20 protein-coding genes are annotated in these 9,021 nt (G+C 62.2%); 5 read left to right on the top strand and 15 right to left on the bottom strand.

The window, feature by feature from the left end; genetic code table 11:
* Window positions 1-1,909: 1,909 nt before the first annotated feature.
* From QA639_RS21525 to QA639_RS21460, 14 genes are all read right to left on the bottom strand, one after another.
* Window positions 1,910-2,176, bottom strand: coding sequence for a hypothetical protein (locus QA639_RS21525; RefSeq protein ID WP_283087329.1), 267 nt, complete (start codon window positions 2,174-2,176; stop codon window positions 1,910-1,912).
* A gap of 2 nt (window positions 2,177-2,178) precedes the next feature.
* Window positions 2,179-2,532: a hypothetical protein gene (locus tag QA639_RS21520; RefSeq protein ID WP_283087328.1), complete on the bottom strand. Its 354-nt coding sequence runs from the start codon at window positions 2,530-2,532 to the stop codon at window positions 2,179-2,181.
* Window positions 2,529-3,035: a hypothetical protein gene (locus QA639_RS21515; protein ID WP_283087327.1), complete on the bottom strand. Its 507-nt coding sequence runs from the start codon at window positions 3,033-3,035 to the stop codon at window positions 2,529-2,531. Before QA639_RS21515 ends, QA639_RS21520 begins: the two co-directional genes overlap by 4 nt.
* Before the next feature lie 125 nt (window positions 3,036-3,160).
* Window positions 3,161-3,307, bottom strand: a complete 147-nt coding sequence (locus tag QA639_RS21510; protein ID WP_283087326.1) for a hypothetical protein — start codon at window positions 3,305-3,307, stop codon at window positions 3,161-3,163.
* A complete protein-coding gene (locus tag QA639_RS21505) occupies window positions 3,304-3,843 on the bottom strand; it encodes a hypothetical protein (RefSeq protein WP_283087325.1) in 540 nt (179 codons plus the stop codon). The genes QA639_RS21510 and QA639_RS21505 overlap by 4 nt, the downstream gene beginning before the upstream one ends.
* Window position 3,844: 1 nt before the next feature.
* Entirely contained in the window at window positions 3,845-4,114 is a 270-nt protein-coding gene (locus tag QA639_RS21500) for a hypothetical protein (protein ID WP_283087324.1), read from the bottom strand.
* 117 nt (window positions 4,115-4,231) lie between these two features.
* The gene (locus QA639_RS21495; protein WP_283087323.1) at window positions 4,232-4,411 is read right to left on the bottom strand and encodes a hypothetical protein; all 180 of its coding nucleotides are present in this window, start codon (window positions 4,409-4,411) and stop codon (window positions 4,232-4,234) included.
* 43 nt (window positions 4,412-4,454) lie between these two features.
* A complete protein-coding gene (locus tag QA639_RS21490; protein WP_283087322.1) occupies window positions 4,455-4,637 on the bottom strand; it encodes a hypothetical protein in 183 nt (60 codons plus the stop codon).
* Window positions 4,627-5,058 carry an Ntn hydrolase family protein gene (locus QA639_RS21485; protein ID WP_283087321.1) on the bottom strand — a complete coding sequence of 144 codons (432 nt, stop codon included), beginning with the start codon at window positions 5,056-5,058 and terminating at the stop codon, window positions 4,627-4,629. The genes QA639_RS21490 and QA639_RS21485 overlap by 11 nt, the downstream gene beginning before the upstream one ends.
* A 68-nt stretch (window positions 5,059-5,126) precedes the next feature.
* Window positions 5,127-5,462, bottom strand: coding sequence for a hypothetical protein (locus tag QA639_RS21480; protein ID WP_283087320.1), 336 nt, complete (start codon window positions 5,460-5,462; stop codon window positions 5,127-5,129).
* Window positions 5,462-5,596, bottom strand: a complete 135-nt coding sequence (locus QA639_RS21475; protein ID WP_283087319.1) for a hypothetical protein — start codon at window positions 5,594-5,596, stop codon at window positions 5,462-5,464. Before QA639_RS21475 ends, QA639_RS21480 begins: the two co-directional genes overlap by 1 nt.
* A complete protein-coding gene (locus QA639_RS21470) occupies window positions 5,593-5,841 on the bottom strand; it encodes a hypothetical protein (RefSeq protein ID WP_283087318.1) in 249 nt (82 codons plus the stop codon). Before QA639_RS21470 ends, QA639_RS21475 begins: the two co-directional genes overlap by 4 nt.
* On the bottom strand, window positions 5,838-6,134 hold the full coding sequence (locus QA639_RS21465; protein WP_283087317.1) for a hypothetical protein: 297 nt from the start codon (window positions 6,132-6,134) through the stop codon (window positions 5,838-5,840). Before QA639_RS21465 ends, QA639_RS21470 begins: the two co-directional genes overlap by 4 nt.
* 63 nt (window positions 6,135-6,197) lie before the next feature.
* A complete protein-coding gene (locus QA639_RS21460; protein WP_283087316.1) occupies window positions 6,198-6,326 on the bottom strand; it encodes a hypothetical protein in 129 nt (42 codons plus the stop codon).
* Window positions 6,327-6,821: 495 nt separating this feature from the next.
* Between QA639_RS21460 and QA639_RS21455 the strand changes: the two genes are divergently transcribed.
* The 5 genes from QA639_RS21455 (at window position 6,822) to QA639_RS21435 (ending at window position 8,647) form a co-directional block, all read left to right on the top strand.
* The gene (locus QA639_RS21455) at window positions 6,822-7,190 is read left to right on the top strand and encodes a hypothetical protein (RefSeq protein ID WP_283087315.1); all 369 of its coding nucleotides are present in this window, start codon (window positions 6,822-6,824) and stop codon (window positions 7,188-7,190) included.
* The gene (locus QA639_RS21450) at window positions 7,187-7,396 is read left to right on the top strand and encodes a hypothetical protein (protein WP_283087314.1); all 210 of its coding nucleotides are present in this window, start codon (window positions 7,187-7,189) and stop codon (window positions 7,394-7,396) included. Before QA639_RS21455 ends, QA639_RS21450 begins: the two co-directional genes overlap by 4 nt.
* 56 nt (window positions 7,397-7,452) lie before the next feature.
* Window positions 7,453-7,791, top strand: coding sequence for a hypothetical protein (locus QA639_RS21445; protein ID WP_283087313.1), 339 nt, complete (start codon window positions 7,453-7,455; stop codon window positions 7,789-7,791).
* Between the two features lie 7 nt (window positions 7,792-7,798).
* Window positions 7,799-7,978, top strand: a complete 180-nt coding sequence (locus QA639_RS21440; RefSeq protein WP_283087312.1) for a hypothetical protein — start codon at window positions 7,799-7,801, stop codon at window positions 7,976-7,978.
* 69 nt (window positions 7,979-8,047) lie between these two features.
* On the top strand, window positions 8,048-8,647 hold the full coding sequence (locus QA639_RS21435; RefSeq protein WP_283087311.1) for an ATP-dependent DNA ligase: 600 nt from the start codon (window positions 8,048-8,050) through the stop codon (window positions 8,645-8,647).
* 20 nt (window positions 8,648-8,667) lie between these two features.
* Here the strand turns inward: QA639_RS21435 and QA639_RS21430 are convergent, their stop codons facing one another.
* The gene (locus QA639_RS21430; protein ID WP_283087310.1) at window positions 8,668-9,018 is read right to left on the bottom strand and encodes a hypothetical protein; all 351 of its coding nucleotides are present in this window, start codon (window positions 9,016-9,018) and stop codon (window positions 8,668-8,670) included.
* Between the last annotated feature and the right edge of the window lie 3 nt (window positions 9,019-9,021).

Here is a 9,021-nt window from a genome sequence, read left to right as displayed (position 1 = left end):
CCCAGGTGCCCGCATCTCTTCCGATTGCTCGTACTTTGCCACCTTCCCTACGTGCTCATCAGGATCAGTGGCGTGGCGGGAGGCCGTTCCGCCCTCGACCGAAGTTTGATGGAGATGGTGTCGCGGCTTCGCTGCCGCTGATGTTCGTCGACAATCCAGCAGCCGACGACGCTCTCACCGTCGTGCCTCCGCACGCACAAAGAGCGAATAGCGTGGATTTCGTAGACACTTCCGCTGCCGACGGCGGCGCAGTCGACGCCAAGCCCGCGCACTCTTAGGACACCAAGTCAAAACGCGGGGTAGTCCCGCGAGCGACAGGTGATCCGGATTGAGAGGCAATATGCTGCACCACCTCGGATACAGCCTGATCATCGCGGGATACATTATCCTGCTGGTATCAACGCATTAGCAGAGGAGAATGATGTCAGAGAGGCGGGAGGATTTCTTCCCGCCTCTTTTTTGCGTGCCGAGATGCGTGGGTACTTATTTCCGATTGGTCATCGCAACACGTTCGTGAAGCTGACCGAGCGAAGATGCCCGCCACCTCACGGTGACGGGCGCGCTCACTTGTCCGTGAGCACTCGGCTTGGCGCATGGCCCCATTTAACCCACCACCCCTATGTCATCAGGTGACGATCGGTGGGCACCGAGGAATGGAGAAAAGTTAATGATGCGAGACTTGAACCCGTCAGGTCTGTACCAAATCTAATCAGAGCGTGTTCTCAACAGAGGTGTCACATGCGCAAGGTCGTTTTCGCAGTTGCGGTGGTGTTCGGGGTCGTCGGCGGCACGGCTGGTGCCTTTGCTGGCGGCGGAGGCCATGATCCGGGCGGCGGCGGGAATGCCATGTCGCTAGGCGGCCAAGATACTGGCGGCAGCCCGCAGATCGAGGCTGGAGGCCAAGGTACCGGCGGCGGGCCTGTAATCGTGGCTGGCGCCGAAGATTCCGGTGGCATGAGATAGTCGGCAACAAACACCGATCCGATTAAGGGGCTTGCTGATCTCGGCAAGCCCTTTTTTCTTGGCTCTCTACAGGTCGTATTCCCTTTCCCAAGTGAAAGTAACGTCGTGGCCCGCAGTTCAGCTTGCGGGGTCCTTGGCTACTGCGAGCGACAAGAACCCACCACGACACGGCTTGCGGGGCCCAGGCTACTGCGAGAACTGGACAGCCCACCGTGGGGACGAAGATAGCAAGAGCGGCGCACCTCGTGTCGGATTACAGGGCTCGTGGGGCACCATCGCCATCGCGCAGTTCCTGCGCTGGACGCGTGTCGCGTCACCGCTCTTGGGGCAGTATTAGGTTGGCTCGTGACCGTGAACACCCCGCGGGATGAACACTCTGATTCCTTTCGACCTCGACCTGCATCACGCTGATCTCATACGGTCGTCGGCGACTTACCATGGACCTCTTCGCCGATAGGCTGTGCGCTATTCTGCGCCGCCGCGCGTCATCACGAGCCAATTTAGGTGGGGGCGATCCAATCCAGAAGTCGATCGACCTGGTGCCTCAACCGCATCGCGTTGACGGGGATCAGCCGTTCCCCCTCAGGGGCCGCTTTGAGGAATTACGAGGACTACGGGCCTGCTGGCTTATCCCGTTAGAGCCGACACCGTTACCGGTGCGGTATGCCACCTAAACTGAATGGAAGTGCCCGATGGTTTGCAGCAGAGCTGATTTGTCATCGGGCGCGGTGGGGTAAAGGAGGAGAAACCCCCGCCGCAGGCCGGGCCTTAGCAGACGGTCAGGGCTCGATGCCCCTGCTCCCTGTTCTGTGGCTCCGGGGATGCTGTTAGGTGCCGGTAGCGCCCGCCTTCTGTCGACGCCGGCGGCGCTTGCGCTCGATGCGCAGCTCCGCAAGCTTGGTGTTCTTGGACACCTTCCTGATGTGCTTCTTTTTCATTGTCTCTTTCAGCCGACGTGCTCCTGCGGGATCTTCCAGTTCGGAGGGACTGTGGTCACCGTCAGGCGAAGGTTCGGGACGAGCTTTTCGAGGACCCAGTCAGCGTGCGCCTGGTCGACGCCTTCGCTTGGCCGCACGAGCTTTGCGTGCGCGAACACCTGCGAGACTGGATCGCCGTATGCGAGAGCGACCCACGCATCGGGGTCGAGCTTGAGCCAGGCGACCATGGCTGCGGCCTGCCTCTTGGAAGAGGCGACCATCGCGTTCTTGAACATGGTCATTCTTTCTGGGCGATCGCTCGGTCGATCCAGGCGTAGATCTCTGGATTGTCGCGGCGAGCCATGATCATGATCGGCGTCAGCCGGTTCACGACCGTCTCTTCTGCCGCACGGCTCTTCAGCGAGGCGGCGTGCCAGCAGGCGTGATTGATTTCGTGCTCAAGGACTTCAGCGAAGCTGCTGTCAGGCAGGTCGTCGCGCACGTAGACGACGAAGCCCAGCCGATCGCAGAGACCCAAGCATTCCTGTTCTTCGGCCTCGGCTGGATCCCAATGCACCAGCTTGTAGACGAAGATGCCGATCTTGATCGTCGATGGCAGCTTGCGCCGATCTGGTAACCGGCGCCGGCTCATGACAGATCCGCCGCGGTGCAGGGCCTGATCATCTTGCGGAGGTTCTTCCCCCTCACCCAGATGATGTCTGGATGGGCGTTCGCGCCGCTCCAGCCGCGAGCGGCAAGAAACTTGCGGACCTTGCCGGGATAGCTGTTCCACACCAGCAGCGACATTTCCCTGCCGTGCTCGATGATGTCCGGCTTGCCCGGCTCCCTCGTGATCACCGATGCCGAATGGAAACCGAGAGAGGCGTCAGGCGTCGCGCAGACCAGCTCGGGCCGCAGCATGCCGAGCATCAGGGTGCAGGCAGAGGCGCACTCGCCGCTCAGGATGACCTTGGTCCCGGCATCACGCATGTCGGAGTACTTCTTGAAGAAGTCCACGATGACCCCGCCGGGATCATCCGTGATGAACGTGACGTTGCGGCCCGACTCGAACTGGACCGGAACGTCTTTGGCCGACGCTGGCATCAGGGCGCACAGCATCATCACGCCCGCAAGGGCGAGTTGCAGGAGTTTCATTGGCGTGACTTTGGTGGAGCGCTACAGCGCGCTGGCTGAGGGAGCCGGGTTGAACGTGAAAGCGCGCTCGATCGAGGCCTGCCAGATCACGTAGCTGAACAGGAAGACGGACAACGGGAACGGCATTACTCGTCACCCTCGTCGTCCTGGAGGAACGCCATCTGGTTGAGCGAAGCCTGCTCGATGCCGACGGCGACGTTGTCGATGGCATCGCCGATCGACGTGAGGCCGAAGTAAAGCGCGGCGGCCATGATGATGGTTTCGATGATCATGTGCTCTCCGTGAAGACGATCTTGGTGCCGAAGCCGCCGCTTGCCGGCCGCCAGCCCATGTAGAACTCGAGACTGCCATTCCAGTAGTTGATGAACGGCAGCAGCCCGGCCGACTTGAACAGCGAGATCGGGAGCACTGCGGCGAAGGCCGGATGGATGAACCATGCGAGGGCCGCTGCGATCAGCGAGACGGCTATGGCGCCGAACGAGACGCCCGGATCGAGCACCGCCCAACGGAAGCCGAAGGCCTGCGGGGTGCAGTCGCGGCCGGTGGTGCTTAGCACCTGGTCCGAGCCGTAGACCCAGTAGTTCCGGTCCTCGACGCCGAGCACGTAGCCGACGAAGTTCATCAGCGGGTTGCGGCAGATGAACCAGTAGAAGCGTCGCAGCCAGATGTTCGTGATCTCCGGCAGGTAGGGCTGGCCGTTGTTCACGTCCGGCACGTTCCAGCCGTCGTCGCCGACGAGCCACCAGAGCGGATTGAGCTTCTGCCAGATCGAGACTGGCTTGTGATCGGTGACCTCTGCGGCGTCCATGTCAGATGACTTTCATTTTGCCGGTCGGAGACAGGCGGCACTGCCAGTGCGGGATGACGTTGTTGTGGAAGTGGTTGAACTCGCCGGGGCTCGTCCACCAATGCGGCCGGATCAGAACGATGTGCTCGAACTGGCGACCGCACAGGTTCGAGGAGCTGGCGAGCGGCATCCAGATCTCCGAAGAGAGCTTGAACACCTCCATGTACTGCTCAGCGATTGCCTTGGTCTCCGCGATCACGGCGCACCACGGTTCGATCGTCTGCAAGCTCATCCTGGGCCTCGCGCCATTCGATTTGATGGGTGATGGTTTCGCGACAGTCTCTGCCGTCGCAGCAGCCGCAAGAGAGCGGCCAATACCGCTTCGCCGGCTTCCGGGTTTTGGTCTTCATCACAATGGCGTCTGGTAGACGCCCTTCTCTGCTGCGACCGCGCGCACAGCGCGCTTGACGTCGTCGAGCCGGCCTTCCTTGATGGCGGTGATCGGGGTGACGCCGCCGAGCAGCTCGTTGCTGCGGTTCATGAAGAAGGTCGCCTCGGCCACACCGACAAGCGGGTCGAGGACTTTCATCAGCTCGTAGGCCTTCATAGCCAGCGGGCTGGTCGAGATCGGATCAGACTTTGGGGCCGAAGAGGTCGGCGCCGATTTCTTTTCCGACGATGCCTCCGGCGCAGGCTCCGCAGATGTTTCCGGGATCAGGCTTATCTTTTTTAAGCCGTACCTTTCGAAAGGCGGCGGCGAACCACGCGACGCCTTCTTGCGTTTTGCCGCAGGCATCGCAGGTGTCACTTGCCATGGCGCAGCACCATCACCTCGCCGCCCGTTCCCGGGTCGTGAGTGACTGCCGCGGCGACTGCATCGGCCGCTCCGGCGCCGGCATGCATGGCGCCGAGGGCGAACTCCATGCCGGACCCGATGGCCACGTAATCCGGCTCGTAGTCGTACGAACCGACGCTCTCGAACATCTCGATCGGCTTGCCCTTGCGGACAACGAAGGCACGGTCCCCATCATGAAATGTGGGGACGCGCCCCTTCTCGCCGGACAGGAACCAGCGATGGAAGGCCTGCATGAATGCGAGGTAGCCGGAGGCGCCGCACAGCGCACCGTCCCGGGTTCGCCGGACGATCTTGGCAATGTTGGTCGCCGTGACGGAATTGCCGCCGATCGCCTGGGTGTCCGCAGCGATGATGCCGTTGCGGTAAGCGATCGTGGTCATGGTGCCTCACGGTGAAAGGGTGGACCCGTGCTGCTCGGGGCAGATCACGGGCTCTTGGAAACTGGTGTTTACGCGGCGGGCTCGACGAGCTGGCAACCGAAGTTCATCCCGCGCTTGGTGAAGATGAAGGTGCCGCTCACGGCGCCACCGATCAGGTGCGGAATGACCTTCTCGAAGTCCTTCATGAAGAAGGTGACGGCTTTGCCGGCCTCGTCCTTGAAGTCGAGATAGGCCGCCGACCGGCCACGGCTGAAGCCGCTATAGGTCAACTTTGCCTGGAACGGCACGTTGTCGCGCCAGACGACATCGCCGCGCTTGCCGTCCACCCAGGTCCAGACCTCGGGGTAATGCAGCTGGTTGCCGGCCTCGTCGAACGGTATCTGATAGTTGCCGGTGCGCCCCATCAGTGGACGCTCCGGAGCACCAGGTCGACCGACATCAGGATCGCGAAGGCGACGACGATGGACATCGTCAGGCCGTCGTGCAGCTCGGCATGGATGCGGTTGCGGATGATCTGCAGCTGGCGGCGGCGGCTCATGACGGGCTCCTCAAGATGATCGATACGGCGAGCGGCGTGTAGCGGCGCCACATGAACTCGGGGGCGCCCGCGCGAACGGCGAGCTGCCGGGCCAGGCGCTCGTGCGCCGGCATCGTCAGCTTCTCGGCGTCCTCGGCGCTCCAGCCATAGACGCGGGCCTTCGACTGGCGCCAGTTGTTGGCGATCAGGGCCGCGATAGTCAGGCCGAGCCCGAGGCCCAGGATGATGTCGCCGAACTGGTTCATGCTTCCAGCTCGCGGATCTTCTTGATGGCCGCTTCCATGCCGCGGTACCGGAGGAAGTACGGGACCTCCTTCTCGGGCAGATCGATGTGCTCGATCGATGCCGTCTCAGGGATCACGTCGGCGGGGCCGATGTTGGTGGCATAGAGCGACGGGGTTCGGACGAGACGGATCGTCTTGTCGCCGTGCCCGTAGAAGCTGTTGTTGTGCAGCTGGCGCCAGCAGCGGATCTCGTCCTCCAGCGCAAGGGTGGCGGCATGGATCAGATCTTCCTTTTGGCGACGTCTGCGGGGCATGCGCGTCCTGAAGAGGTTGACCCGGTCTGCCGTGGGCGAGACCGGGCTCTGGGTAACTGGGTGTCAGCGTTTGCAGACGGCGGTGATCACGAAGGCCATCGACGTGATAGCGAGAGCCCCGAAGGTCAGGACCAGCAACTTCATGGTGAGCACGCCGAGTGCCGCCACGAATTGCAGGTCCGTGAAGGTCATGGGTTCCTCTGCCCGCGCCGGCCAGTCCGGCGGGAACTGGCTGGCTGGGTTGGGGCTTGATGATGGCCGTTTGCACGATTGCTAACGTAGCGCAACAGATACCCCCATATGCGCATTCCGTCAAGCCCGCTGCAAATGGAATGCAAACGCCGGAACACGCCGACGGCGAGCCCGCGCGCCCTCTTTGGGTTCATTGATGGTTCAATGTTGGTTCTTGATAGATTAGTAGGCACCTGGTGCCGGTGGTACCGGCATTAGATTCCGGTGATACCGGCACCAGATTCCGGTGGTACCGGCACGAGATGCCGGTGGTGGTCTTAGCAATCCTAGTAAGGCCAGCCGCCCTGTTACGGTACGACTGAGAGCGCGAAGCGCTCCACCCCGCCCATAGTGTCAGAAACCACAGGTTCGTCACAATTGCCCCAGCTCACCCGACGCCCCGACCAAGACCCTCGGCTCCCCGGCGGATGGTTCGTCTACTACGGCGATGTCAGGGTGGGTCACATCGGCAAGCGTGCCGGCGTCCCGATCCAAGCCGACCAGTGGGGCTGGAGCTGCGGCTTCACCCCGGGCTGTGATCCTGGCCAGTCCACCCACGGCACAGCGCCGTCGTTCGAACAGGCCAGGGCCGGCTTCGAGGCGGACTGGGACCGACTGCTGCCGACCAGGACCGAGGCGCACTTCGAGCTGTGGCGGCAGAAGCGGGACTTCGAGGCGTGGAAGCAGCGGATGTGGGACGAGCGCAGGCGGCTACCATCGCAGAACACCTCAGGCCAGTCGCATTGCTTCTGCGGCGCAGAGATCACCAGCAGCTCAGTTCCATCTCACATCCAGAAGACCCACCGAGGACTTGGCGACGAATGACCATCCCGATCGACACACGCGACTACGAGAAGAAATACGGCCATGCCCCCATGGGACGGCGATACTGGTCGTTTCGGATGGTCACGAACTCCAACGCGGTCACCTTCCGAACCGCGAGCCCGGTGACCTACACGGCTGCCTGCGAAGATGTGATGAAGCGAGCTGAGGCACTCGGCGCGGCCAGCATCATCGTCGACGAAAACTGATTCGCTTTTTATCCACAGCGCACCTACCTTGGACTCCGGTATCGGAGTTCCAGCGTATGACCCCCTCGCTCGTTCCCAACGACCGGCTAGACAAGGACTTCTACCTGGTCCTGGAAGACTTCCGCAGCGGCGCAGCCTTCCGCGAGACCGACGAGGGGGTCGACCACGCCGCGCTGATCAGCGACCTGCTCGACGGCCAGTACGACCAGGTGCTTCGCGTCGTCGCATTCAACCCATCCGAGGGCTGGTCGAGGGACGTCAGCGAGGACATCGCCCGCGAGCTGGAGCGCCGGATCGGCGCGCAGGGGTTGGAGGCCACCGACGGCGTGAAGGACTTCATCGAAGGTCAGCTCGGCCGCAAGATCGGCGTGCAGCTCCCTCTTCCATTGCAGTGAGACCTCAATGGCTGACGCGGCGGCGGAATTGGCCCGGTACATGAAGGTGGTCGAGGCGATCGTGGCTGAGCTGCAGCGCCAAGGCGTCGCCGCCGAGATGGCTGACCTCGGGTTCGACACCGGCGCGCTCGCGAAAGCCGTGATCCAGGCCGCCGATGGCAATGTCATCCCCTTCCCGCGACGCTGAGCTGTCCGAAAAATGTATGCAAATTTCTGACAGACTCGCATTTCGGCCGGCGGTGCTTAGATGCCGCTCATGACCAAGCCATTTGAGTTCTGCAAGCCGGTCTCAAAGCAGGCAGTGCCGACTGGCCCCGACTGGATCCACGAGGTCAAATACGACGGCTACCGCGGGCGTGTGATCCGCCATGGCGATGCCGTGCAGGTTCGATCGAAGGCTGGCCTCGACCTCACCTACCGCTACCCGATGATCGTTGAGGCAGCGCGGATGATCCGCGCCAAGCAGTTCATCGTCGACGGCGAGATCTGCGTGATGGACGTCCGCGGCATCTCTCAGTTCGACTGGCTGCACTCCGGCAAATACAACGACGACGCCCAGCTCTACGCCTTCGACATCATCGCGCTCGACGGCGACGATCTACGTGGGCTCGAGCTAGAGCAGCGCAAGTCGAAGCTGGCCAAGATCCTGGAGCGCCGGCCGCAAGGCATCTTCGTGGCGCCCTTCGAGCGCGGCGATATTGGCCCGCAGCTGTTCGAGGTCGCCTGCGACATGGAGCTGGAAGGGATCGTCTCGAAGCACCTCAAGCGAGGCTACCGGCCGAAGCTCTGCGACTGGGTGAAGGTGAAGAACCGGTCGCATCCGGCGTTCAGTCGCGTGGCCGATCAGTTTGGGTAGTGGCTACAGTGAGACATCTCTCAGTCCGACCTCAAGAACTCATCCATCTTTGCCGACCTCGCCTTGCACCATGAGGCTGCCCCCTCCTTGCGCACTTCCGTCATAATCTGAGTGGCTTGGAATAGGACGTCTGCAAAGTCCTCCTTGTCATTGAGGTCGATTGTTATGCCCCGCCGTTTGAGCTTAGCGAGGGCAAGACTGATCTGCCCCTTCATTTTGCAGCTCATCTCATTCACCTGCGCAGCCGCGACTAGGGAGATGGCGATGCCGTAAGGCGTGTATTCGTGCGTCTTCTCGTCGAGCATGTCCCGAGCAATCGCAGGGACCGCCTGCAGCATCACTGCGACCAACACCGTCAGTGGCTTCTTCATCGT

This window comes from Bradyrhizobium pachyrhizi (genome assembly GCF_029714545.1).
GTDB classification, from domain to species: Bacteria; Pseudomonadota; Alphaproteobacteria; order Rhizobiales; family Xanthobacteraceae; genus Bradyrhizobium; species Bradyrhizobium pachyrhizi.
The sequence above is the reverse complement of the archived record's forward strand: the minus strand, read 5'-3'. Positions and strand labels throughout refer to the sequence as shown.

Coding starts and splice junctions, on each gene's coding strand:
- QA639_RS21525 (WP_283087329.1), bottom strand. CDS start 2,176: ATGTTCAAGAACGCGATGGTCGCCTCTTCCAAGAGGCAGGCCGCAGCC.
- QA639_RS21520 (WP_283087328.1), bottom strand. CDS start 2,532: ATGAGCCGGCGCCGGTTACCAGATCGGCGCAAGCTGCCATCGACGATC.
- QA639_RS21515 (WP_283087327.1), bottom strand. CDS start 3,035: ATGAAACTCCTGCAACTCGCCCTTGCGGGCGTGATGATGCTGTGCGCC.
- QA639_RS21510 (WP_283087326.1), bottom strand. CDS start 3,307: ATGATCATCGAAACCATCATCATGGCCGCCGCGCTTTACTTCGGCCTC.
- QA639_RS21505 (WP_283087325.1), bottom strand. CDS start 3,843: ATGGACGCCGCAGAGGTCACCGATCACAAGCCAGTCTCGATCTGGCAG.
- QA639_RS21500 (WP_283087324.1), bottom strand. CDS start 4,114: ATGAGCTTGCAGACGATCGAACCGTGGTGCGCCGTGATCGCGGAGACC.
- QA639_RS21495 (WP_283087323.1), bottom strand. CDS start 4,411: ATGAAAGTCCTCGACCCGCTTGTCGGTGTGGCCGAGGCGACCTTCTTC.
- QA639_RS21490 (WP_283087322.1), bottom strand. CDS start 4,637: ATGGCAAGTGACACCTGCGATGCCTGCGGCAAAACGCAAGAAGGCGTC.
- QA639_RS21485 (WP_283087321.1), bottom strand. CDS start 5,058: ATGACCACGATCGCTTACCGCAACGGCATCATCGCTGCGGACACCCAG.
- QA639_RS21480 (WP_283087320.1), bottom strand. CDS start 5,462: ATGGGGCGCACCGGCAACTATCAGATACCGTTCGACGAGGCCGGCAAC.
- QA639_RS21475 (WP_283087319.1), bottom strand. CDS start 5,596: ATGAGCCGCCGCCGCCAGCTGCAGATCATCCGCAACCGCATCCATGCC.
- QA639_RS21470 (WP_283087318.1), bottom strand. CDS start 5,841: ATGAACCAGTTCGGCGACATCATCCTGGGCCTCGGGCTCGGCCTGACT.
- QA639_RS21465 (WP_283087317.1), bottom strand. CDS start 6,134: ATGCCCCGCAGACGTCGCCAAAAGGAAGATCTGATCCATGCCGCCACC.
- QA639_RS21460 (WP_283087316.1), bottom strand. CDS start 6,326: ATGACCTTCACGGACCTGCAATTCGTGGCGGCACTCGGCGTGCTCACC.
- QA639_RS21450 (WP_283087314.1), top strand. CDS start 7,187: ATGACCATCCCGATCGACACACGCGACTACGAGAAGAAATACGGCCAT.
- QA639_RS21445 (WP_283087313.1), top strand. CDS start 7,453: ATGACCCCCTCGCTCGTTCCCAACGACCGGCTAGACAAGGACTTCTAC.
- QA639_RS21440 (WP_283087312.1), top strand. CDS start 7,799: ATGGCTGACGCGGCGGCGGAATTGGCCCGGTACATGAAGGTGGTCGAG.
- QA639_RS21435 (WP_283087311.1), top strand. CDS start 8,048: ATGACCAAGCCATTTGAGTTCTGCAAGCCGGTCTCAAAGCAGGCAGTG.
- QA639_RS21430 (WP_283087310.1), bottom strand. CDS start 9,018: ATGAAGAAGCCACTGACGGTGTTGGTCGCAGTGATGCTGCAGGCGGTC.